Genomic DNA, 23,520 nt, shown 5'->3' on the forward strand with positions numbered 1-23,520 from the left:
CAGTAAGTTAATCCAGTATCGCGTTATAAACGCATAAAATCATTAAATATTGCAAGAAGCATCATGCTACCGAGCAGTACCATACCAATTTTTAACCCAACCAATTGTATTTGTTCAGAAACAGGCTTACCACGAATTGCTTCAATAATGTAGTAAACCAAATGTCCGCCATCTAACATTGGAATAGGTAATAAATTTAAAATCCCCAAACTTACACTCATCAAAGCCATAAAGGAAATAAAGGTTTGCCACCCCATTTCAGCACTTTGACCAGCAACTTTAGCAATGGTAATTGGACCAGATAAATTATCTAATCCAATTAAGCCACGTACCATTTTGACCATAGAATTCAAAATCATTGCTGAAAGTTGCCCTGTTTTTTCAACAGCAACAACAAATGCTTCAGCAGGATTGTATTGAATGGTTTGCTTATATTCAGCAGGAATAGACAATTTATCGGTCTGTGCTTGCACACCCAACATACCTGTCACATTCCCCATGTTGTCACGTTTACCTTGAGGCATCACTTGTAAATGTACAATTTGCCCTTGGCGTAACACATCCACATTGAGTAACTTTTCAGGTGATTTTTGTACCACATCTACCACATCAAACCAATCTTTCATTTTCACTTGATTGATCGAAATGATTTGATCACCCTCTTTCATCCCTTGGCGAATTGCAGCACCATCTGAACTTAACTTATAGACAGTGGCAGGAATATGCGGTCGATAAGGAGTAAAGCCAAGCACATCAAATGGTGACTGACTTTGATCTTTTAAGAAATCTTTAATGGGTAAAGCAAAACTTTGCGCTTGCCCATTACGCTCCACTTGTACATCAATATGACCCGTTTCGCCAACACGATCAACAATTGCGTAATTCAACTTTTCCCAGGTACTTGCTTGTGTACCATCAATCGCAACAATTTTATCACCCACTTGCATCTGAGCAGTCGCTGCAGGCGTATTCGGTAAAACAGCACCGACACGTGTATTCAGTTGTTCCTGTGCTGGTAAAAATAAAATCCAAAATAATAAAATTGCAAAAATCAGGTTAATAAATGGTCCTGCTGCAACAATGGCTATGCGCTTCCACGGAGATTGACGATTAAATGCAAAAGGCAGATCTTCTGCACTCACATTGCCCTCACGCTCATCCAGCATTTTGACATAACCACCGAGCGGCAAAGCTGACAGTTGATATTGAATACCTGATTTTTTAGAGGTCCATTTTAATAAAGTTGGACCAAATCCAATTGAATAAACAAGGACTTTTACACCAAGCTTTCGTGCTACCCAATAATGTCCAAATTCATGGATTGCAATCAATGGACCCAATAGCAATATCGCAGCGACAATGATAAATAGTACACTCATGATCAGCGTCCCAATTGTATAATGCGTTGTGAAGCAACTTGGCGGGCAAGTTGATCTGTCTGCAAAATCGTTTCAATCGAATCTGCTGAACCATTTTGAACGTGATTTAAAGTATGTTCAACCACTTGTGAAATTTCCAAGAAAGCAATCTTTTCCTGTAAAAAAGCTGCAACAGCGATTTCATTGGCTGCATTCAGAATTGATGGTGCAAGTCCTCCAGACTGCATGGCTTGACGAGCCAACTTAAGTGCTGGAAAACGAACAATATCTGGTGCTTGAAAATCAAGTTGCGAATGGATGAATAGATCTAAAGGTGGGACATGTGTTTCAATCCGCTCAGGCCATGCTAGTGCATGTGCAATCGGGGTACACATATCTGGATTACCCATTTGAGCCAAAGTCGAACCATCCACATACTGAACCATTGAATGAATGATACTTTGTGGATGAACAACAACTGTAACAAATTGTTCTTTAATTGAAAATAAATGACACGCTTCGATTAATTCCAAGCCTTTATTCATCAATGTTGCAGAATCAACAGAGATTTTTTGCCCCATTGACCAATTTGGGTGCTTACAAGCTTGTGCTGGTGTTACGGTTTGGAGTTGTTCAAGCGTATGATTCAAAAAAGGACCGCCTGAAGCGGTCAATAAGATTTGCTTTACCCCTAACAACGGTTCGCCTTGACGCTCAATCTGCAAATAATTTTGTGGAAGGCACTGAAAGATCGCATTATGCTCAGAATCTACAGGCAACAATAAAGCACCATGTTCTTGAGCTGCTTGCAACATCAGATCCCCCGACATCACCAAGGCCTCTTTATTTGCAAGCAATACACGCTTACCTGCTTTTACTGCAGCTAATGTTGGGAGTAATCCTGCAGCCCCAACGATTGCAGCCATCACCACATCCACATCAGGATGTTGTGAAACTTCAATCAAACCTGCTTCATCACTCAAGATTTCAATATCTGTAATCTTGTATGTAGTTAAGCGTTGTTTTAATTCATCAACTTTACTGAAAGGTACAACCACATACTTCGGTCGATACTGTTTGCATATTTCACTCAGTTCTTCTATTCGACTATATCCAGTCACAGCAAAAACCGAATACTGATCTGGATGCTGTTCTAAAATTTTTAAAGTACTGCGCCCAATAGAACCTGTAACACCTAATATACAAACAGATTGTGACATCTATAAATCTACACCAATAAGTTTTAAAACATACATTCCTGCTGCAAAAATAGGAGCTGCAGCAAGCAATGAATCAATACGGTCAAGTACCCCACCATGCCCTGGAAGGATACGACCTGAATCTTTAATTCCAGCGCGACGTTTGATCATAGATTCAAACAAATCGCCTAACACTGAACTAAATACCGTCACAATAGACAGAACAAGGAAAAGAATATGTTGTGAAAGCGTTAAATGTAGGTAAATCGATTGAACAATGACAATAACGATAGCAACTGTGATAATCCCGCCAATTAAACCTTCAATAGATTTATTTGGACTCACATCTGGTGCCAATTTACGCTTACCAAATTTACGACCAACGAAATATGCACCACTGTCCGCACCCCAAACCAGTAAAAACAGGTACATCAGCCACCACGGTGAACTCTTCCACACTTCAAAAATAGCGGTAACAGCAGCACTGATCAGCACCAATCCAACGATATTTAAAGTAACATTGTACCAACCATCATATTCAGGATAATTTTTAACCCAATACAGGCTACACAACCAAGTGAGGATAGATGCACTCCAAAGGATAAGTGCCAAATCATTAAAATATAATGCTAAACCAGAAAAGATAGCGGTGAGTAAACCAAATCCAGCAGCTTTTAACTTGTTTACAGAGTCAGATTCATGTGGCATGAGTTTAAACCACTCATAACCTGCCGCCCCAGCTGCGATAATCATTAACACTAACATCGGATATTGTGATTTTGTTGCAAACATGCAACTCAGCACGACTGCAACCAATACCAATGCGGTTATAATCCGCTCTAACATTATCAGTTCTCTATATGTTCTTGTTGAATTTGTTCAGATGTTTTTCCGAAACGTCTTTCTCGCCCTGAAAAAATATTAAACGCATGATCCAACTCTTGTACCGTAAACTCAGGCCACAAAGTCTGAGTGAAATACAACTCAGCATACGCAGCTTGCCACAATAAAAAGTTAGATAAGCGGTAATCACCGCCAGTACGAATCAACAAATCTACAGGTGGCAAATCGCCCAAACTTATTTGTTGTGCAAATAATTCAGTATTGATTTGATTCACATCAATTTTTCGATCTTTGACTTGTTGCGCAAGCTTACGTGCAGTATCTGTAATATCCCACATACCACCATAACTCACAGCAATTGTTAAAGTCATGTTACTGAACTTAGCAGTCCTTTGTTCAGCATGCAACATTAATTCACGTAGCTCTGGAGAAAGCCGACTACGATCACCAATAAATCTCAACGCAATTTCGAATTTTTCCATACGGGGAATTTGCTCATGAATTGTTTCTTCCAACAATTTCATTAACAAATCAACCTCATACTGTGGTCTATTCCAATTTTCACTTGAAAACGCAAACACAGTCAGGGCTTGAACACCCACTTTGCGGCAATGCTCTACAATTGGGTCAAGGACATTTTTACCTTCACGGTGCCCATCACCTTTTTGTAGTTGTTTCTTTTTAGCAAAACGATTGTTGCCATCCATAATGATGGCAACATGTTTTGGAAGATGGTTGTCTTCAGATGCGGTCATTATAAATCTTAGACCTTCATCAATTCAGCTTCTTTAGCAGCAAGACGTTTATCTACTTCAGCAACAAACTTGTCTGTAATTTTTTGGATATCATCACCTGCACGGCGCTCATCATCTTCAGAAATTTCTTTATCTTTCAATAATGCCTTAATATCACCCAAAACATCACGACGAATGTTACGAATCGCAACTTTGGCATTTTCAGCTTCATTACGTGCAACTTTTTGCATGTCTTTACGTGTTTCTTCAGTCAATGCAGCCATCGGTACACGAATTGCATCAGCAGTTACTGGGTTTAAACCCAAGTCTGATTCACGAATCGCTTTATCAATTGCAGATACCATTGAACGCTCAAATGGTTGTACCAACAAAGTACGTGAATCTTCAACACCAACGTTTGCAACTTGGTTTAATGGCACATCAGAACCATAGTAAGGAACCATAACACCATTGAGGATTGATGGATGCGCACGACCTGTACGAACCTTTGCAAAACCATGTTCCAAAGACTCCAATGATTTATTCATACGGTCTTCAGCGTCTTTTTTAAGATCGTTAATCATATGATCTTCCTTACTTATAAATGTGTATAACGTAAAATTGCAGTAGTATAAAGAGCTTTATCCCACACGTACATTAGTTTGTAACGTGTGTCCCTTCTTTTTCACCCATTACTACAGAAAGTAATGCACCTGATTTGTTCATATCAAACACTTGAAGTGGTACATTATGGTCACGACACAAACAAATTGCAGTTAAATCCATCACACCAAGTTTCTCATCCAATACTTGGTCAAAGCTTAAATGATCATATTTAATTGCATCGTCATATTTACTTGGGTCTTTGTTATAGACACCATCTACTTTTGTTGCTTTTAAAATAAGATCAGCTTCAATCTCAATACCACGTAAGCACGCTGCTGTATCAGTAGTAAAGAATGGGTTACCCGTACCTGCAACAAATACACAAACTTCACCTTGAGTAAGATGACGAATTGCATCACGGCTTGAATAAGACTCTACTACTGCACCAATTGGAAGCGCAGACATTAAACGTGTTTTAATGTTACGGCGTACCAAAGCATCACGTAATGCCAGACCATTCATGACAGTCGCAAGCATACCCATTTGATCGCCTGTTACTCGACCAACAAGCCCATCTTTTTGCAGTTGACTGCCGCGATATAAATTACCACCACCAACAACAATACCGACTTGCACACCTAAACCGACCAAGTGAGCAATAGATAAAGACATTTGATCCAACACAGGAGCATCAATCCCCATGTCTTTATTACCTGCAAGCGCCTCACCCGAAAGTTTGAGCAAAATTCGCTCATAGCGCGGCTTTTTAGAATCTAACATCACAAAACTCCAATACTTATATCTACAATTTTATTCGTATTCAATCAATTTGAAATCAATTACTTTTATGCCGATTTAATTTTAATCAACTTTGCAAATAAATCGTATTCATCTGCATCTGTGATTTCGACTTCAAGTAAGTCACCTGCTTTAATCAATGATTTATCGATATCTTCAACAAATACGTTACCATCAATTTCAGGTGCATCCGCATAAGAACGTGCAACAGCCACAGGGAACTCTTCTTCAAGATCATCCACTAAAACTGTCATGGTTTGACCAATACGTTTTTGTAATTTGGCAGCAGAAATCGCTTGCTGAACTTCCATAAAGCGTTCATAGCGCTCTTGCTTAATTTCTTCTGGAACGTGATCTGGCAAATCGTTGGCAGTCGCACCCTCTACAGGCGAGTAAGTAAAGCAACCAACACGATCAAGCTGAGCTTCTTGCAACCAATCCAGTAAAATTTGGAAATCTTCTTCAGTTTCACCTGGGAAACCGACTACAAATGTAGAGCGAATCACCAGTTCAGGACATTTTTCACGCCATAATTTTAGACGCTCTAATGTATTTTCACTATGGGCTGGTCGCTTCATCAATTTTAAGATGCGCGGACTGGCATGTTGAAAAGGAATATCTAGATATGGCAGGATTTTGCCTTGCGCCATCAAGTCAATCACCGCATCAACATGCGGATATGGATAGACATAATGTAAACGCACCCAAATTCCTAACTGACCTAATGCTTCGCACATGTCATAGAACTTGGTTTTAACAGGCTGACCATTCCAAAAATCAAGCTTATATTTAGTATCAACACCATAAGCAGAAGTATCCTGTGAAATCACCAAGACTTCTTTTACCCCTGCTTTTTTCAATGCTTGTGCTTCACTCAACACTGAGCCCACAGGACGTGATACAAGGTCACCACGCATACTTGGAATAATACAGAACGTGCAACGATGGTTACATCCTTCTGATATTTTTAAGTAGGCATAATGTTTTGGGGTCAAACGAATTCCTTGCTCTGGGACAAGGTCAATAAAAGGATTGTGCTTAGGTGGCTCTGGAACATACTGGTGTACAGCTTCCATCACTTCCTGATATGCAGCAGCACCTGTAACTTTGAGTACATTAGGGTGCATTTGGCGAATCTTGTCTTCGTCTTTACCTAAACAGCCAGTAACAATTACACGACCATTTGCGCTCATGGCTTCGCCAATAGCGTCTAAAGACTCTTGTACTGCAGATTCAATAAAACCACAGGTATTCACAACAACTAAATCAGCACCATCATAATCTGATGCAACATCATAACCTTCAGTTTTCAACTGAGTTAAAATTCGTTCAGAATCTACCAATGCCTTAGGACAACCTAAAGATACAAAACCGACTTTGGGGGACTTCATGAATCTGCGCTCCACTATAATCCGCGTATTGTATGACTTTTCCAGAGATAAAAACAGGTGGAAACACGACTCTTTGTATAATGCACCAAAATACATCCAATCAAATAATAAAATTCCAACATTGCACCATTTTGGAACACTATCATGATAGCTTAATATCATGATGACTGATGTACAGAGAATAAAGGTCGTTAAATGCGCAATTTTTATTATTCATGTAAGAAAACTGCGCAACAAATAAAAGTTGGCGCGCATCTTGCTTTATATGAGCACGATTTATATCAATTCAATACCCTTGATTGGGATAAATAGAATAGAGGTGCAGATGCCATTGCGCTATTTTAAGACAGGAAAGCTCTGCTAATGGATCAATACCCAACCATTGACTATCGACTGCTTGTGGATAATTTAACCACAGCAATCCTTTTGGTCGATTGTAATCTAAATATTTTTTATCTCAATTCATCTTGCGAAGCCCTGTTTGATATTAGTTTGTTTCGCGCCGCTGGTCAGCCTGTAATCAATATCTTGCATGCACCAAACGATAGCTTTAATACTTTGGATGCACTCAACAACACCATTAAAACAGGTCAAGCCTATACACGCCGTGAAGCGATTATCAATGTCAATTTTAAAGACATGCATGTTGATTACTCGGTATCTCAACTGAATACTGGCAAACCCTATCACCCATTATTGTTAATAGAATTGAATCCAATTGATCGGATGTTGAAAATTTCAAAAGAAGAGAATCTTATTCAGCAACACCAAGTCGCACGACAACTCATACGTGGCGTTGCACATGAGATTAAAAATCCATTGGGCGGTATTCGGGGTGCAACTCAGCTTTTAGCACGAAGTTTAAACGATCCTCAATATGCAGAATTCACAGATATTATTATCAGTGAAGTTGACCGCTTAAGAAACTTAGCAGACACCATGCTCGGCTCACGCCAACTTCCAAGTTATGAAGCGGTCAATGTTCACGAACCATTGGAACGCGTTCGTTCACTGATCGTGAATCAAACCAAGAAAAAAATTAAAATTACGCGTGACTACGATCTTTCTTTACCTGATGTAAAAGCAGATCGAGATCAATTGATTCAAGTCATGTTGAATATTAGTGTCAATGCGGTTCAAGCGATGACAGAAAATCGAGAATTCTTCATTGATCATCAACCCGAATTAATATTGCGTACACGCATCCAACGCCTTGTCACCATTAATGGCGTACTAAATAAATCAGCTATTCGTATTGATATCGAAGATAACGGTCCTGGTGTACCTGAGGAAATTTTAGAATCCGTCTTTTATCCACTTGTCACCGGTCGAGCCAAAGGGACTGGACTCGGTTTAAGCATTGCACAAAACATCATGCATCAACATAACGGAATGATTGAATGCCAATCTGTTCCGGGAAAAACAGTATTTAGCCTATATTTACCTTGGGAGTCTAACCATGTCGCATAATAAAATTTGGGTGATCGATGACGACCGAGCTATGCGTTGGGTCTTGGAAAAAACATTCAAAGAAGAAGGTTTTGATGTGACCAGTTTTGAAGAAGCACAATCTGCTTTAGATCAACTGCCAACTGATGCGCCAGATGTCATTCTGACAGATATTCGAATGCCAGGTATTGATGGTCTCACCTTCTTAGGCAAAGTCAAAGGAAGTTATCCAGATCTTCCTGTGATTATCATGACAGCCCACTCAGACTTAGAATCTGCAGTATCGAGCTATCAAACAGGTGCTTTTGAGTATTTACCAAAACCTTTTGATATTGATGAAGCGCTTGCACTGGTCAATCGTGCCATCCTACACATCAATAAATTACAACAACAAGAATCAGCAAAAGCAACCCCGATTCAGTCTACTGAAATCATTGGTGAATCTCCTGCCATGCAAGAGGTTTTCCGTGCAATTGGACGACTCTCACAATCTCATATCACCGTATTAATCAATGGTGAGTCTGGAACAGGGAAAGAATTAGTTGCTCATGCTTTACATCGCCATTCACCAAGAAGCAGCAAACCTTTTATTGCTTTAAACATGGCTGCAATTCCAAAAGATTTGATTGAAACTGAATTATTTGGACATGAGAAAGGTGCATTTACAGGTGCCAACACACAGCGTCAAGGACGCTTCGAGCAAGCCAATGGCGGTACGCTCTTTTTAGATGAAATTGGCGATATGCCTTTTGAAACACAAACCCGTTTGCTACGTGTTTTAGCTGATGGTGAATTCTATCGTGTTGGAGGACATATTCCTGTACGTGTAGATGTACGTATTGTTGCTGCCACACATCAAGACTTAGAAAAACTTGTACATGATGGTCGTTTCCGCGAAGACTTATACCATCGTTTAAATGTGATTCGCATTCATATTCCTAAACTGGCACATCGTTCTGAAGATATTCCAATGCTGGCACAGCACTTCTTGGCACGTGCTGGTAAAGAACTGGGCGTAAGTCCTAAAATTTTACGCCCAGAAACACAAGAATACATCCAGAAACTTCCTTGGCCAGGTAACGTGCGCCAATTGGAAAATACCTGCCGATGGTTAACTGTAATGATTACGGGTCGTGAAGTTTACCCAGAAGACTTACCTTCTGAGCTAAAACAGATTCCAATCAGCAAAACCGACGATCAAGGACAAATTCAAGCAGGCGTTGATCGTATTGCACTACACCATTGGGATGAACTTTTAGGTCAATGGGCGATTCAAAAACTCAAAAATGGCGAGATGAAAATCTTAGACATTGCCACGCCAATGTTCGAACGGACCTTGATTAATGCAGCACTACAACAAACACGTGGACGCAAACGACATGCTGCTGAGTTATTGGGTTGGGGACGCAATACTTTAACCCGTAAACTCAAAGAATTAGGCATGGACTCCACTGAAGATGATGAAGAGGAGGATAAAACTGTATTAGCTGAATAACTGATGTTACACAGTAACTCTAAAATTAAATTTTGGAGCTAGAAGAATGTGGATACGCGGAAACGTCATCCGCAATTGCTTGAGGCAGGACTCCTTCTAATAAGTAAAGTTTCTGCGAAACTTTGAATATTGTGACGATAGTGAACGAGTTCTGCGGATGACAATGGTTTTGGGTACTTTTGACAAAACAAAAGTACCTTGAGCCGAAGGCTATTCCATAAATTTAAACTTTGGATGTAAGACTCCGTCGTGTAAATTTAGCTTTTTCTTTTTTACCTACTTAATTTAAATCAAGTGCGTAACATCAGTGAATAATAAATCACTCATAAATATAAAGTTTACTCCAACCATATTTGCTAAGAATATGGTTGTTTTTTATGTGCCTATCGTTAAGAATAGCCACGTGAAATTAAACTTTATCGCTAGGATAAAAATGAACAAAACTGTTGTTGTTATCGGCTTACTTTCAATCTTGACTGTTGCGTGCTCTAAAAACAAACCGCATGACAATGTAGAGCATCAGGCAGAAAAAGTAGCAGAAGAAAAACCGCTGAAAGCTGCAAATTCAGATGATTGCTTTAAGTTAGAAGCCAATAAACAGTTCACTTTAAACAACAGTGATGAAACTGAGATTCAAATTGTTCCGACGACATTTAACAGTCAGAATGCAATTGCAATTGTGAGACAAGGTGCTGGTGTTCGTACAGATTATATCTACGATCTCACGGGTCGTACCATGTTGGCGAATTTAGATTATGGTATTGCCGCACTGGGTTCAAATCCCAATGACGTATTGGTCAAAACCACCTATCAAGCTCCTCTTCCAACCTTTCCATCTAACCTTAAGCCTCATCAAAAATTTCAGATGACTTATAATGCTGTTATTGAATCTCAACTAGACAATACAGACAAGTCTGAAAATAATAAAACTGTTGATATTGAATTTGTTGGTTTTGAAAATCTCAGCTTAATTGACAATAACAACAATACTTTAAAATTCAACAATGCATGTCATTTTGTCTCGCAAATTGGCGATAGCACGCTAGATGAATGGTATGCTGAAGGTTATGGGCAAATTAAATATATTAAAAGAAAAGCCAATGGTGAAGTGAAAAGCAGTGAAGCTATTGGTGACGATCCAGAACCTGAATCCAAATAAACAAAAAGCCAGTTAAAAATGCTTTAACTGGCTTTTTTCGGTAAAAATACAGCTTATTTCATAAAACCTGAGACTAGGTTCAATACATTCTGAATATCGCCATTGGCTTCATTATGATCCGTAGCATCACCTTGTGGTGTAAGTGAATCAATGATTTGCGGTAGCACTGTTGAAATTGCACCATACACTTCATTGGTCGGAACATTAGCCTGTTGAGCAACTTGTTCAACTTGTTGACCACCAAACAAACTTTGAATTTGATCTACATTTATTCCACTATTGCCTTGTGATGGATCAACCCAACTTTGAACTTGTCCGCCCAAACCTGCACCTTGCAGTTTAGCCAAAGCCCCTTGCAACCCACCATTTTGCTGAATCCACCCTAAAACTAGCGGAACCACTGCAATCAATAAAGAAGAAGCATTAAAACCACTTGCCTTAGGTGCTTGTTGTTGTTGACCACCTGTTAAGCCTCCGAGGACTGAACCCAATACCCCACCCAGTCCACTGCCTTGTGACTGTTGTTGACCACCTAAACCACCAAGCACTGAACCCAATACACCGCCTAATCCGCCACCAAGCCCGCCTTGTGATTGTTGTTGTCCGCCAAGTGCTTGTTTTGCTAAAATTTCAACAATATTTGTTAAATCTGTCATGAAGTTTTCCTTTTTTAAGTTTTATGACACGACTACAGCATACTTGGCTTTAATATATTCACCAAAATTGGAATTGTTAATTTTTGCAATGTCTTAATGTAATTTTTACCCCACACACACAGACATTACCAACGAAACTTATTCCAGTTTTCAGGGTTTGCCCAAAACTTAGAATTAAACCAGTCTGGTACATGTTTGTAGGTTAAAATATTAAATTGCCATAGTGCAAAATCATTTTCATGTGAGGTCTTGTCAATCAATTGAGTAAAGCCCAGTGATCTAAGCAAATGCTCATCATTGAGCCTGCAAGCCACCACGATTCGTCTTGCCAAAAGATCACGCAACTTCACCAACAGTTGCGATTTATGCAAATCTGAAACACCTAGCATATCTTCTGTATCTAAAACAACAAATCCTAAATCATATCGCTGGGTAAAAGGCAGATTTAAAAACTCAGATACGTTAAAATAGGACCACTGAATTGAATAATTTGTAGAGTATTGCGCCAAATTTTGCCCAATACACAATGCAGTTTGAATTGGCTGTTCTTGCGATAAATCGTCTAGCATTGAAGTGATGACATTTTGCTCAGCCATAACTGCACCTTTTTTGAAGCGAGTAATTAAACATGGAACTACAAGGCATTTGTCATAAAATGCATGCAGGTCTTAAAGACCTTAGTTTAACTGATCAGCAAACACATAAGGCAAATGTTGAATATAAATTTATATTAGATCGCTCAGAAATCGAGCTTCCATTTAGCTTGGGACAAGAAATTGAGATTGAAGCAACTGGAAATATATACTGTGTTTCTTGTGGTGCGAAAACGCCTAAGTCTTATTCACAAGGTCACTGCTTTAAATGTATGAAAACCAAAGCATCTTGTGATATGTGCATTATGAAGCCTGAAACTTGCCATTATCATTTGGGCACCTGTCGAGAAGATGATTTTGCGCATGAAGTGTGCTTCCAACCGCATATTGTATATCTAGCGAATTCAAGTGCATTAAAAGTAGGAATTACCCGCTTAGGTCAAATGCCTACACGTTGGTTAGATCAAGGCGCAACTCAAGCTTTACCAATTATGAAAGTGGGTTCACGCCGTTTATCTGGACAACTTGAAGTGATGTTTGGTTCACAGGTTGCTGATAAAACAGATTGGCGCAAGTTGTTAAAAGGCGAAGCTGAACCGATTAATCTGATTGAAATACGTAATGAGTTGGTACAAGAATTTGCACCTAAAATTCAAACCATTCGAGATGAATTTGCACAACACCTTGAGTTTAACGAGACAGTTGAATTGCTTGAAGAAGAATTACCGCGTGAATTTGTCTACCCTGTTGATATTTATCCTGAAAAGATTAAATCTCACAATCTAGATAAAACACCAATTATTCGTGGCAAATTACAAGGGATTAAAGGTCAATATTTAATTATGGATACGGGTGTGATTAATATCCGTAAATATACAGGCTATGAACTAAAAGTTCGGGCAGAGTAATCATCCATTTTGTGTCGAATTTAATATTTATAAAACTCCTCTCTGATTTAAATCTAGGAGGAGTTTTTTATTAAATTTCTTGCCAAACCAATAGGCTTCCTGAAAACTTGCAAACAACCAATATCAAAAGTCTATAACTCAATATTGCTAGAATTAAATAAATTAATTCAATCATTTAATCAAACGATTAACTTTATAGTCATGATTTTAACAGTGCTAAAATTGCTTGTACTGGATCTTCACTATTTCCTGCCAAAAGCTGCTTATGCATTGTAATCAACTGCATCACCTGAATTTGAGCAGTTTCAATATCCATCAACTTTTCTATCTCATGTGCTAATTTTTCAGGCGTAGCATCTTTTTGAATCAACTCTTGAATTGCTTTCTTTCCCGCAATAATATTCGGTAAAGAATAATAAGGAATTTTGACCAGTAATTTGGCAATCACATAAGTCAGCCAATTGAGTTTATAAAAAGTGACCATTGGTCGATGCAACAATAAAGCTTCCAAAGTTGCTGTACCTGAAGCCAAGGCGACAATATTTGCAGCATTCATAACCTGACGACCAATTTTTGACTCTTTATCGGTATTTTCCAACAAGTGAATTTTTGCGATCAAATCACTTGGATAATGCTTTAATAATGCTTCAATTTGTTGTTTGCGCTGATCATTAATTGCAGGAATAACAAACTGATATTCAGGGTATTTATGATGAATAATATTTGCAGCATCTAAAACCAAAGGTCCAAGTCGTTCAATTTCACCACGGCGACTTCCGGGCAATAACGCAATGTGCTTTTGACTGAGATCCAAACCCAGCTCTTGTTTGGCATCCAAGATTGGATTTTGTAAAGGCAGCTGACTAGCAAGCGGATGACCCACAAAAGCAGCTGGAACTGCAAATTTTTGATAGAAGCTTTTTTCAAAAGGAAATAAACAAAGCACGAGATCGATGCAGGCTTTAATCCCATGTACCCGTCCTTGTCGCCACGCCCAAACGGATGGGCTGACATATTGAACCGTTTTAATTGGCAGATTTTTTTGTTTTAAACTCTTCGACAAACGTAGATTAAAATCTGGAGCATCAATACCAATAAAAATATCGACTGGATTGACTGACCATTTTTCAACCAAACCATCACGTACCGCAAACAGCTTTTTTAAATCTTTAAGGACTTCCACAATCCCCATTACAGATAAAATATCCATTGGATAAAAACTGTTGAATCCTTCCGCGATCATTTGAGGTCCACCAATCCCCTCAAACTCAGCATCTATACCCTGTTCACGAAAACTACGAATAAGTTTAGCCCCTAAAGTATCTCCTGACACTTCACCGACCACAATTCCAATTTTAAGCTTCCGATTTTGCAAGATATTCTTCCCATTTTGCAGTATACATGCATCATAGCATAGTCAAATTAGTTTCACCGCAATGCCTTTATACAATCAGGATAAAGCCTTACATGAATTTGAACGGCTTATAACAATGATATTGGATGACAATTCACTCAGTTTTCTATCATTAATCTATTTTCTATTTATATTTTCAATTAGCCGACTATTGTCTCACAGATAGACAAACAATAAACTAAGCGATAATTATTATCATTTAAGACCACAATGATCAACTCTCTCCCAACCCGCTTTAAACTCTCGCTCATGAGTTTAGCCGTATTCACTGCGCAACAAAGTTTTGCTGATGATTTACAAAACTTACCCACGATTTCCGTTCAAGCGACAGCTGAACAAACGGAATTAAGCTCCGAGCAAAGCAAATCGTATATCGTTAAAAAATCAACCAGCGCTGCCAAGCTGAATATCCCTGTTAAAGAAACTCCGCAAACAGTCAATGTCGTTACACGGCAGCAAATGAATGATTTTGCAATGAATAGTACCAGAGATGCCTTGAGTAATACGCCTGGAATCACTGTCAGCAATCAAGAAACTGAGCGCTCAACCTATACTGCTCGTGGTTTTGAAATCTCAAATCTATTAACGGATGGGGTTGGATTCCCTTCAAGTAGTTATAATTATAACAACACCAATCCAGACACTTATTTTTATGATCGAATTGATGTGATTAAAGGTGCAGATGCACTGACCAATGCCTTCGGTGATCCAAGTGCAACTATTGATTATATTCGTAAACGACCAACGCAAGAGTTTCAAGCCAATGCGGGTATTAGTTATGGTTCTTGGAATACTCAACGTTATGAGGCAGATGTTTCTGGTGCGTTGAATAAAGATGGTAGCATTCGTGGTCGCTTGATGGGCTACGAGCAAACTGGGGATTCTTATCTCGATCGTTATTCATCAGAGAAGAATGGCTTTTCAGGCATCATTGATGCAGACCTGACAGATTCCACCCTACTTACCGTAGGTTATAGTCAACAACAAAATAAACCAAATGCAAATAACTGGGGTGCTTTGCCACTTCTAGGTGCAGATGGAAAGCAACTTTCCTATAATCGTGATTATAACCCTAATCCAGATTGGGCATATTGGGACAACAAAACACAAAATGCTTTTGCAGAGTTAAAGCAAAAGATTAATGAAAAATGGACAGCCAAGCTTAGTTATAATTATACCCAAACCGATCATAACAGTAACTTACTCTATTATTATGGTTATCCTGATCAAAATGGTGGAGATGTCGCTCTTACTGCTTGGGGTGGCAAAGAAAGTCTAAAAAGTCATTTTGCTGATTTGAATGTACAAGGCTCATATTCACTATTTGGTCGTGAGCATGAAGCAACTCTAGGTTATAGTTATCTACAAAACAAGCAATATGATCAACAGACATCAGGCACAATTAATGATAGCAATATCAGGAACGATAATTCATTAGGCTACTTACGCCAATTCACTACAGACTGGGCAAGCTGGACACCTCAATCAGTCACTTGGTCAGCTTTTAGTGAGGCTGCAAACTATACGCAAAAGCTCAATTCAGTATATGCAGCGACACGCGTACACTTAAATGATGATTTAAAACTATTACTTGGTTTAAATTATGTTCAAGCTAAGAGTGAAGGTAAAAGTTATGGCTCATCAATGGCATATGATGAAAACAAAGTATCCCCATATGCTGGAATTACCTATAACTTCACTCCAGAATATACAGGTTATTTAAGCTATACCTCTATTTTCCGTCCACAATCTGGATTAGGAACGGATAATAAAGCACTCAAGCCTGTTGAGGGTGAAAGTTATGAGGCGGGTATTAAGAGTTCATGGCTAGATGACAAACTTACTGGAACCTTGGCTGTGTTCCGTACAGAACAAACGAATTATCCTCTACGCAATTCTGACGGAAACCCACTCAATCGTAAGGTGGAAACCAGCGACTTACGCTCTCAAGGTGTTGAAGTTGGTTTGGCTGGGCAATTAACAGATCACTTAAATATTGCATTTGGTTATAGCCAATTTAGCTTAAAAGATTTAAAAAATGGTGGTGATGCACGGACCTATAATCCAAATCAAACCATTAATCTTTTGACCACCTATACTGTACCTGCACTACCAAAGCTTAAAGTGGGTGCATCATTGCAATGGCAAGAGGCAACCAAGCTGTATGATTCTTCTGTAAATAGTACAATTACCCAAGATGCATATGCGTTAGTGAATCTGATGACCAGTTATGATTTAAACAATCATATATCGCTACAGGCAAATGCAAACAATGTAACAGACAAAAAATATTTATACAGTTTTCCAGATGGTCAGGCATTTTATGGTGCGCCAGCCAACTATAGTGTTGCTGTAAAATTTAAATATTAATCGGAACTCGCCTTAGTCCTAAGTGATTAAGGCGTTTTTAATTGTAAAAAAGTGCCCTTTATGCAAACTGTTCTTTACCCCTTATCAGTGTTATACCGCTTTATACTGGCATTCGGTATTGGCTATGCAGGTAGCTATTTATTATCAGTCGCATTGATTGATGTATTTTATCCTTACTTGGCAAAAGCCGAGTCTATTTATTTGGCCGCATTTATCGCACTGTTTTTTTACATTGTTTTTGTGATTATCAGTTTTTGTGTACGTTCTCTAAAAAAGCTGTCGATAATCAGCCTCATACTCATGATTGCCCTCTTTCTCTTTTCAAAATTCATAGGTTAGCTCATGCATAAATCTGTTCGTCAATCTATGGCATGGTTACACTCTTGGATTGGTCTGAGTTTTGGTTGGTTACTGTTTGCAATTTTTTTAACCGGTACTGTGACTTACTATCGGCATGAAGTGAATATGTGGATGCAACCACAATTTGCCAGTATGCAAGTCAATCAGCAAACGGCTGTGCAATCTGCTTATGATTATCTACAGAAAAATGCACCCAATGCTAAAAGTTGGTATATCGGTATCGCCAATCCGAATAGCCCAGTCAATAAGATTTATTGGCAAAAAGCAGATGGTGGATACGAAAGTAAAACTTTAGATGCCAATAATGGTCAAGAACTCAGTCTTTCTGCAACACAAGGCGGCGATTTTTTTTATAGTTTCCATTATCAGTTATATGGCATTCCCTATGCAATTGGGCGTTTAATTGTTACCTTTGCTGCACTGATTATGTTTATTACCTTAATTTCGGGCATCATTACGCATAAAAAAATATTCACTGAATTCTTTACTTTAAGAGCCTTTAAAGGTCAACGCTCGTATTTGGATTTCCACAATATGAGCTCTGTCATTGCATTGCCTTTTTTCTTAACCATTACCTTTACAGGGCTAGCTATCTTTTTCTACTTGCTCTTTCCTGCGGGTATGAAAAAATCTTATCCAGACAATCCATTTCAATATTTCGATGAGATTCGCAATATTTCAACAACAGCGAAAGACCAAACTGTAATACCTGAAAAGATGAAACCAATTCAGTACTTTCTCCAACAAGCGCAACAACAATGGGGAAAAACCAGTTTTGATCATATCGCTGTGGACCAACCGAACACACAATTAGCCAAAGTAACAGTCACAGCTTTGGAAGACCATTCCATCACTCGAAATCAAGCACAAATGAGTTTTAATGGCGCTACAGGCACAATCTTAGGCAACACGCGTAATAACAGTGCCATCGCAACATTAAATGCGAGCATGTATGGTTTACATATGGCAAATTTTGCTCAACCACTTTTGCGATTAGCTTTGTTCTTTTCTGGCTTGCTGGGCTGTGCAATGATTGCCTCTGGTTTATTATTATGGAGCCTAAAACGCCAACTTCAAAAGAAAAATGACCAATTTCACTTTGGACACTACTTGGTCAATCGATTAAACACAGCACTGATTCTTGGCTTACCGATTGCCACGTTAGGTTACTTATATGCCAACCGAATTGTCAGTATAAAAGCAGATGGTCCTAATTATGAAATCTATACTTTTTTTTATTTATGGCTATTCAGCTTGATTATTGCTCTAGTTTCTAAACAGCAATATTTGTGGAAAACACAGCTTAAACTAATTATTGTAATGACATTAGCATTGCCAATTTTCAATCTCTATTATCTTATTTCAAACCATTATATTCATTCAATCCATGATTATTGGTTATTCCTACGTGTAGATGTCATGATTTGGATGATTGCGTTCTTAGGTATATTTTTACATCAAAAAATTACACCAATTCAAAATAAAGCTGTGGCAAAAATTCAGAAAAAATTAACCCACAAACAAATTCAGGAAATAAGCTCATGATATTTGCTCTTGCATCATTATTGATTTTAATAGCAAGTTATGGACTTTACCTTGTCAGTTCTAAACAGATTAATAAAACACAGAAGAGTCGATTTTCTGTGCTTAGCAAACATGTTAAATCTGTAAAACTCACTGCATTCATTTGCATTGTCATTGCCTTGTTGCTCTATAACCTAGAGTATGGCGATAGCATTTCATTTGTTGCTTTATGTGTGCTCAGCACACCGCTACTGTTTGGATTAATTCTGTCGATAAATGATTTAAAACCTAAAACCAAAAAATAGCAGTACCCTTTCCTCCAAGGAGTTCTTGAGTCTTTATCTTTAAAAATATATGACAAGATAGACAAAAAAACTGAATTACATTTTTACTTTAACAAATAAAACACTGTATGAATAAGCAACAATACAGTGTTTATATGAAACATGGCTGAGTCAAAACCAGTGAATAAAATTCAACCATTTAGTTTACTTTTCATCTATTTTTTACTTATTGTTAAAATAATCGTCTTAGAATAATCCTTATCACTCTTCCCCAATAACAATTTGAATTGCAATTGCACAATTCAACAAGGAATCATCATGACCACATTACAAAAAATCACCTGCGTTGCAGATATGCGTGAAATTTATCATCGACGTGTTCCTAAAATGTTTGTTGATTATTGTGATTCAGGTTCATGGACAGAACAGACATGGCATCAAAATAGTGAGGATTTTAAAAAATACTTGTTCCGACAAAAGGTTTTGGTGGACATGGACAATCGTTCCGTGAAAACCGAAATGTTAGGACAATCTGTTTCCATGCCAGTTGCACTTGCACCAACGGGTTTAATTGGTATGCAACATGCCGATGGCGAAATTCTTGCAGCCAAAGCTGCTGAAAAATTTGGTGTTCCTTATATTATGTCAACCATGAGTATTTGTTCGATTGAAGATGTCGCTGCTGCAACCACACAACCTTTTTGGTTTCAGCTGTACATGATGAAAGATCGACATTTTATGCAACAGCTTATTCAACGTGCAAAAAATGCTAAATGTTCTGCATTGGTGTTAACGGCTGATTTACAAATCATGGGACAACGTCATAAAGACATTAAAAATGGTTTATCAGCACCTCCAAAATTAACCTTGGGCAATCTTATCAATATGTGTACCAAACCCGTTTGGTGCTTAGCTATGCTTAAGACTCCAAGAAGAAGCTTTGGTAACATCGTCGGACATGTCGATGGGATTAGTAATACGGGTTCTCTAGCTGCATGGACAACTGAGCAATTTGACATGAAGTTAAGCTGGAAAGATGTCGAATGGGTCAAACAACAATGGGGCGGTAAACTGATTATCAAAGGCATTATGGAAGTGGACGATGCAATAGCTGCTGTAAATGCTGGAGCAGATGCAATTGTTGTTTCCAATCATGGTGGTCGACAATTGGATAGTGCTCCATCAAGCATTTCAGTTCTTGAGGAAATTGTACTCGCTGTCGGAGACAAAACAGAAGTCTATATTGATAGTGGAATCCGTAGTGGGCAAGATGTTTTAAAAGCCATCGCTTTAGGTGCTAAAGGCTGTTTAATTGGTCGAGCATTTATTTATGGTTTAGGCGCTTATGGAGAACAAGGCGTATATCGCGTCTTGGAAATCATTCAAAAAGAACTGGATTTAAGTATGGCATTCTGTGGGAAAGTGAATATTCAGGACATTGATAAAAGCATTTTAAGATAAGCCTCGCCGACTCACGTCAAATTGGATATTCAACGATTGAATATCCATTTCAGTGATTCAAACAGATCCATCAAAGATATAATTGACATGATCAATAAATCAAATCGTTTTTTTTCGATATAAAAAACTGGTGTAATCCCCACTAAAACGATACAATCAATTTCACTTTTTTACTCTCCCAATATTGCTGAATTTTGCTTAAACTGATTCCAGCATTTCAGTCAATGACATCACTTCACCGCTATAATTTAATCAATCTATAAAATTTCCATGAGGATTTTATGTTGCTGCAATGGTTTGAAAAGTTAGTAGATCCATATCCATCGAAAGGTTTAAACGAACCATTACCTACGACATTCTTTGCTTTTGTTTGGCAGGCTGCCACTGGTGTTAAACGCTATTTATTGATCTTAATACTCTTCACTGCTGCAACAGCCAGCTTTGAAGCACTATTTTTTTCACAAATTGGTCATCTCGTTGATTGGTTGACACAATCAAAACCTGAAGCGTTTTTGACCAATCACCAGCAAAATTTGGTTGTACTCTCACTTATCTTATTAGCGAATATTTTTTTCGCCAATATGCAATCCATTGTCAGACATCAAATTTTGTACAGCAGTTTTCCGATGCGTTTACGTTGGAGATTCCATAATCTATTGCTTCGTCACGGTTTGGACTTTTTCCACAATGATTTTGCAGGGCGTTTGTCAGCCAAAGTCATGCAAACTGCGCTTGCTGTGCGTGAGTTCTGGGTAATCTTGGGTGATATGGTCACTTATGTCGTGATTTACTTTATTACCATCAGTATTGTATTAGGCTCAATTTCTCCAATTTTACTGATTCCACTTCTGGTTTGGTTAGCACTATTTATCAGTGCAGCAAAATATTTTATTCCAAGATTAGGACGTATTTCCAAAGAACAAGCAGATGCTCGCGCAGTGATGACAGGTCGAGTGACCGATGCCTATACCAACATCCAAACTGTAAAATTATTTGCACATGCAGGGCGTGAAAGCCAATATGCAAAAGAATCAATGAAAGAATTTATGCGCACTGTCTTTAAACAAATGCGTTTAGGTACTTCATATGAAATTTGCATTAATTTACTGACTGCGGTTTTATTTTTTGGGGTTTTGGGGACCGCAGTTTGGTTATGGCTACAGGGTCAAGCTGCCATCGGTGTGATTGCCGCAACCACTGCTATGATTCTTAAATTAAACAGCATGGCTGAGTTTATGATGTGGCAAACTTCTGCCCTGTTCGAAAATGTAGGGACAATTCAAGATGGTATGCAAACGCTTGGTCGCCCGATTAACATTCAAGATAAAGTGGATGCAAAACCGCTTGTGGTAAGCCAAGGCAATATCCGATTTGATGATGTCACTTTTGCCTACAACAGTAAAAATGTGATTGATCAATTTAATTTGAATATTCAACCAGGTGAAAAGATTGGTATTGTGGGTCGCTCTGGGGCAGGTAAATCAACACTGATTCAGTTATTGCTACATTTCTACACCATCAATAATGGCAAAATCAGCATTGATGGTCAAAATATTGAAGATGTTACTCAAGACAGCTTGAGAAAAAATATCGCACTTGTGACACAAGACACTTCATTATTACATCGTACAGTTGCCGAAAATATTAAATATGGTCGCCCAGATGCGACTGATGAAGAAATGTATGAAGCAGTACGTAAAGCAAAAGCTGATGAGTTTATTCCTCAACTTTCCGATTTAAGAGGACGTACAGGTTACGATGCCTATGTTGGTGAGCGTGGTGTAAAGCTTTCTGGTGGTCAGCGTCAACGTATTGCAATTGCACGTGTATTTTTAAAAGATGCACCGATTTTAATTTTAGATGAAGCTACCAGCGCCTTGGACTCTGAGGTGGAAGCTGCGATTCAATCCAGCCTTGATGAGTTGATGGAAAATAAAACAGTCATTGCAATTGCTCATCGCCTTTCAACTATTGCACAGATGGATCGCTTAATTGTCTTAGATCAAGGTCATATTGCGGAACAAGGCACACATGAAGAGTTGATTGCTCAAAATGGGATTTATGCTCACTTGTGGCAAAGACAGACTGGTGGCTTTTTACTTGAACCTGAGCAAAAAATCAAACAGGAAGATGAAGAGAAACAAGCAAGCCTGAGTTAGTACAATTAATGAAATGCTAATAAAAAGAAAAGCCACGTCATCTTGTAGACGTGGCTTTTCTGTTGAAGAAAGCGTTTAAACTCTTTTAAACTTCACAGCTTTATTCTTGATCTTCAAGCTCTACACTCTGCATCCCTTTATTTAATTTATTCAAGAAATGCACAAAAGTGACTTTATCATCAAATAAAAAACCATCCATCGCTTGACGATAAAATTCATATACTTTCAGTTGCAACTGATTCCAAAATACGTGCCCCTGTTCTGTTAACATCACTTTCTTAGCACGGCGATCAATTTGATCCGCAAAACGAATGACATGTTGGTCACGCTCTAAACGCTTAAGAACACCATCTAAATTTTGTCGGCTTACTCCAAGATATTCTGTCAAATCAGAAAAAGACATTCCTTCTCTTACCTGCTCTCTTGACAATGCCCCAAGTACAGCCCAATGCACTGGAGAAACACCAAGTTCTTTACTACTCATCCGATCAAGCGTATTGCCGAGTTGAAAGAGTCTAAAGGTTAAACGGTTATTGATGGCATATAAATTAGCATCATGTGCGCTAATCTGTTCATTTGACATTAGACTTGATCCAAACTTGCTTTATCATTTTTAGTCATTAGAGATAGATATCCATATAAATAACCTCTCTAATACAGCTAAGTAAATTTTCATTTCTATCATATTTGTACGATGAAAAATACCGCTCAAATGACTTAAATATTAAAATCTAGCGCCGTTTCTTTCACACAAAGAGA

Annotated in this window: 21 protein-coding genes; 10 read left to right on the forward strand and 11 right to left on the reverse strand. The window is 38.4% G+C overall.

Annotated features, from left to right (window positions below):
• Positions 1-23: 23 nt before the first annotated feature.
• From rseP to rimO, 7 genes are all read right to left on the reverse strand, one after another.
• The gene (gene rseP / locus I9192_RS12330) at positions 24-1,379 is read right to left on the reverse strand and encodes an RIP metalloprotease RseP (protein WP_005031946.1); all 1,356 of its coding nucleotides are present in this window, start codon (positions 1,377-1,379) and stop codon (positions 24-26) included.
• A gap of 2 nt (positions 1,380-1,381) precedes the next feature.
• The gene (gene ispC, locus I9192_RS12335) at positions 1,382-2,578 is read right to left on the reverse strand and encodes a 1-deoxy-D-xylulose-5-phosphate reductoisomerase (protein WP_005031947.1); all 1,197 of its coding nucleotides are present in this window, start codon (positions 2,576-2,578) and stop codon (positions 1,382-1,384) included.
• The gene (locus I9192_RS12340; protein WP_009586984.1) at positions 2,579-3,403 is read right to left on the reverse strand and encodes a phosphatidate cytidylyltransferase; all 825 of its coding nucleotides are present in this window, start codon (positions 3,401-3,403) and stop codon (positions 2,579-2,581) included.
• Positions 3,404-3,405: 2 nt separating this feature from the next.
• On the reverse strand, positions 3,406-4,155 hold the full coding sequence (gene uppS, locus I9192_RS12345; RefSeq protein ID WP_004830470.1) for a polyprenyl diphosphate synthase: 750 nt from the start codon (positions 4,153-4,155) through the stop codon (positions 3,406-3,408).
• An 8-nt stretch (positions 4,156-4,163) separates the two neighbouring features.
• Positions 4,164-4,718 carry a ribosome recycling factor gene (gene frr, locus I9192_RS12350; protein WP_004830469.1) on the reverse strand — a complete coding sequence of 185 codons (555 nt, stop codon included), beginning with the start codon at positions 4,716-4,718 and terminating at the stop codon, positions 4,164-4,166.
• Positions 4,719-4,791: 73 nt separating this feature from the next.
• The gene (gene pyrH / locus I9192_RS12355; RefSeq protein WP_004830468.1) at positions 4,792-5,520 is read right to left on the reverse strand and encodes a UMP kinase; all 729 of its coding nucleotides are present in this window, start codon (positions 5,518-5,520) and stop codon (positions 4,792-4,794) included.
• Between the two features lie 65 nt (positions 5,521-5,585).
• On the reverse strand, positions 5,586-6,929 hold the full coding sequence (gene rimO, locus I9192_RS12360) for a 30S ribosomal protein S12 methylthiotransferase RimO (RefSeq protein ID WP_005031951.1): 1,344 nt from the start codon (positions 6,927-6,929) through the stop codon (positions 5,586-5,588).
• 363 nt (positions 6,930-7,292) lie between these two features.
• On the opposite strand from rimO, the gene glnL reads away from it, so the two are divergent.
• The 3 genes from glnL (at position 7,293) to I9192_RS12375 (ending at position 11,032) form a co-directional block, all read left to right on the forward strand.
• On the forward strand, positions 7,293-8,399 hold the full coding sequence (glnL, locus tag I9192_RS12365) for a nitrogen regulation protein NR(II) (RefSeq protein ID WP_004830465.1): 1,107 nt from the start codon (positions 7,293-7,295) through the stop codon (positions 8,397-8,399).
• Complete coding sequence (gene glnG / locus I9192_RS12370; RefSeq protein ID WP_004830464.1) at positions 8,389-9,873, forward strand: nitrogen regulation protein NR(I); 1,485 nt, start codon at positions 8,389-8,391, stop codon at positions 9,871-9,873. The genes glnL and glnG overlap by 11 nt, the downstream gene beginning before the upstream one ends.
• A gap of 433 nt (positions 9,874-10,306) precedes the next feature.
• Positions 10,307-11,032 (forward strand): hypothetical protein, encoded by a 726-nt coding sequence (locus I9192_RS12375; RefSeq protein WP_005031957.1) that lies wholly within the window; start codon positions 10,307-10,309, stop codon positions 11,030-11,032.
• Positions 11,033-11,085: 53 nt separating this feature from the next.
• On the opposite strand, the gene I9192_RS12380 is transcribed toward I9192_RS12375, so the two are convergent.
• Together I9192_RS12380 and I9192_RS12385 are read right to left on the reverse strand one after the other, a co-directional pair.
• Positions 11,086-11,688 carry a YidB family protein gene (locus I9192_RS12380; protein ID WP_005031959.1) on the reverse strand — a complete coding sequence of 201 codons (603 nt, stop codon included), beginning with the start codon at positions 11,686-11,688 and terminating at the stop codon, positions 11,086-11,088.
• Between the two features lie 125 nt (positions 11,689-11,813).
• Positions 11,814-12,284: a DUF6231 family protein gene (locus tag I9192_RS12385; RefSeq protein ID WP_004830460.1), complete on the reverse strand. Its 471-nt coding sequence runs from the start codon at positions 12,282-12,284 to the stop codon at positions 11,814-11,816.
• 32 nt (positions 12,285-12,316) lie between these two features.
• Between I9192_RS12385 and I9192_RS12390 the strand changes: the two genes are divergently transcribed.
• A complete protein-coding gene (locus tag I9192_RS12390; RefSeq protein ID WP_005031961.1) occupies positions 12,317-13,189 on the forward strand; it encodes a DUF2797 domain-containing protein in 873 nt (290 codons plus the stop codon).
• A gap of 199 nt (positions 13,190-13,388) precedes the next feature.
• Here the strand turns inward: I9192_RS12390 and lpxB are convergent, their stop codons facing one another.
• Positions 13,389-14,564, reverse strand: a complete 1,176-nt coding sequence (gene lpxB / locus I9192_RS12395; RefSeq protein ID WP_005031963.1) for a lipid-A-disaccharide synthase — start codon at positions 14,562-14,564, stop codon at positions 13,389-13,391.
• Between the two features lie 249 nt (positions 14,565-14,813).
• Here lpxB and I9192_RS12400 point away from each other — a divergent pair, with 249 nt between their 5' ends.
• The 6 genes from I9192_RS12400 (at position 14,814) to I9192_RS12425 (ending at position 22,761) form a co-directional block, all read left to right on the forward strand.
• On the forward strand, positions 14,814-16,973 hold the full coding sequence (locus I9192_RS12400; RefSeq protein WP_005031966.1) for a TonB-dependent siderophore receptor: 2,160 nt from the start codon (positions 14,814-14,816) through the stop codon (positions 16,971-16,973).
• Positions 16,974-17,033: 60 nt separating this feature from the next.
• Entirely contained in the window at positions 17,034-17,312 is a 279-nt protein-coding gene (locus I9192_RS12405) for a hypothetical protein (RefSeq protein ID WP_005031969.1), read from the forward strand.
• A 3-nt stretch (positions 17,313-17,315) separates the two neighbouring features.
• The gene (locus tag I9192_RS12410) at positions 17,316-18,878 is read left to right on the forward strand and encodes a PepSY-associated TM helix domain-containing protein (protein ID WP_005031971.1); all 1,563 of its coding nucleotides are present in this window, start codon (positions 17,316-17,318) and stop codon (positions 18,876-18,878) included.
• Positions 18,875-19,162 (forward strand): hypothetical protein, encoded by a 288-nt coding sequence (locus tag I9192_RS12415; protein ID WP_005031974.1) that lies wholly within the window; start codon positions 18,875-18,877, stop codon positions 19,160-19,162. Before I9192_RS12410 ends, I9192_RS12415 begins: the two co-directional genes overlap by 4 nt.
• Before the next feature lie 297 nt (positions 19,163-19,459).
• On the forward strand, positions 19,460-20,602 hold the full coding sequence (locus I9192_RS12420; protein WP_005031976.1) for an alpha-hydroxy acid oxidase: 1,143 nt from the start codon (positions 19,460-19,462) through the stop codon (positions 20,600-20,602).
• Positions 20,603-20,886: 284 nt separating this feature from the next.
• A complete protein-coding gene (locus I9192_RS12425) occupies positions 20,887-22,761 on the forward strand; it encodes an ABC transporter ATP-binding protein (RefSeq protein ID WP_200150423.1) in 1,875 nt (624 codons plus the stop codon).
• Positions 22,762-22,861: 100 nt separating this feature from the next.
• Here the strand turns inward: I9192_RS12425 and I9192_RS12430 are convergent, their stop codons facing one another.
• Entirely contained in the window at positions 22,862-23,344 is a 483-nt protein-coding gene (locus tag I9192_RS12430) for a MarR family winged helix-turn-helix transcriptional regulator (RefSeq protein WP_005031980.1), read from the reverse strand.
• Positions 23,345-23,520: the final 176 nt, after the last annotated feature.

The sequence above is a fragment of the Acinetobacter bereziniae genome (genome assembly GCF_016576965.1).
In the GTDB taxonomy this organism is placed as follows: Bacteria; Pseudomonadota; Gammaproteobacteria; order Pseudomonadales; family Moraxellaceae; genus Acinetobacter; species Acinetobacter bereziniae.

Excerpts from the sequence above, each read along its gene's own strand:
- rseP (WP_005031946.1), bottom strand. The coding sequence starts at position 1,379 with ATGAGTGTACTATTTATCATTGTCGCTGCGATATTGCTATTGGGTCCA.
- ispC (WP_005031947.1), bottom strand. The coding sequence starts at position 2,578 with ATGTCACAATCTGTTTGTATATTAGGTGTTACAGGTTCTATTGGGCGC.
- I9192_RS12340 (WP_009586984.1), bottom strand. The coding sequence starts at position 3,403 with ATGTTAGAGCGGATTATAACCGCATTGGTATTGGTTGCAGTCGTGCTG.
- uppS (WP_004830470.1), bottom strand. The coding sequence starts at position 4,155 with ATGACCGCATCTGAAGACAACCATCTTCCAAAACATGTTGCCATCATT.
- frr (WP_004830469.1), bottom strand. The coding sequence starts at position 4,718 with ATGATTAACGATCTTAAAAAAGACGCTGAAGACCGTATGAATAAATCA.
- pyrH (WP_004830468.1), bottom strand. The coding sequence starts at position 5,520 with ATGTTAGATTCTAAAAAGCCGCGCTATGAGCGAATTTTGCTCAAACTT.
- rimO (WP_005031951.1), bottom strand. The coding sequence starts at position 6,929 with ATGAAGTCCCCCAAAGTCGGTTTTGTATCTTTAGGTTGTCCTAAGGCA.
- glnL (WP_004830465.1), top strand. The coding sequence starts at position 7,293 with ATGGATCAATACCCAACCATTGACTATCGACTGCTTGTGGATAATTTA.
- glnG (WP_004830464.1), top strand. The coding sequence starts at position 8,389 with ATGTCGCATAATAAAATTTGGGTGATCGATGACGACCGAGCTATGCGT.
- I9192_RS12375 (WP_005031957.1), top strand. The coding sequence starts at position 10,307 with ATGAACAAAACTGTTGTTGTTATCGGCTTACTTTCAATCTTGACTGTT.
- I9192_RS12380 (WP_005031959.1), bottom strand. The coding sequence starts at position 11,688 with ATGACAGATTTAACAAATATTGTTGAAATTTTAGCAAAACAAGCACTT.
- I9192_RS12385 (WP_004830460.1), bottom strand. The coding sequence starts at position 12,284 with ATGGCTGAGCAAAATGTCATCACTTCAATGCTAGACGATTTATCGCAA.
- I9192_RS12390 (WP_005031961.1), top strand. The coding sequence starts at position 12,317 with ATGGAACTACAAGGCATTTGTCATAAAATGCATGCAGGTCTTAAAGAC.
- I9192_RS12400 (WP_005031966.1), top strand. The coding sequence starts at position 14,814 with ATGATCAACTCTCTCCCAACCCGCTTTAAACTCTCGCTCATGAGTTTA.
- I9192_RS12405 (WP_005031969.1), top strand. The coding sequence starts at position 17,034 with ATGCAAACTGTTCTTTACCCCTTATCAGTGTTATACCGCTTTATACTG.
- I9192_RS12410 (WP_005031971.1), top strand. The coding sequence starts at position 17,316 with ATGCATAAATCTGTTCGTCAATCTATGGCATGGTTACACTCTTGGATT.
- I9192_RS12415 (WP_005031974.1), top strand. The coding sequence starts at position 18,875 with ATGATATTTGCTCTTGCATCATTATTGATTTTAATAGCAAGTTATGGA.
- I9192_RS12420 (WP_005031976.1), top strand. The coding sequence starts at position 19,460 with ATGACCACATTACAAAAAATCACCTGCGTTGCAGATATGCGTGAAATT.
- I9192_RS12430 (WP_005031980.1), bottom strand. The coding sequence starts at position 23,344 with ATGTCAAATGAACAGATTAGCGCACATGATGCTAATTTATATGCCATC.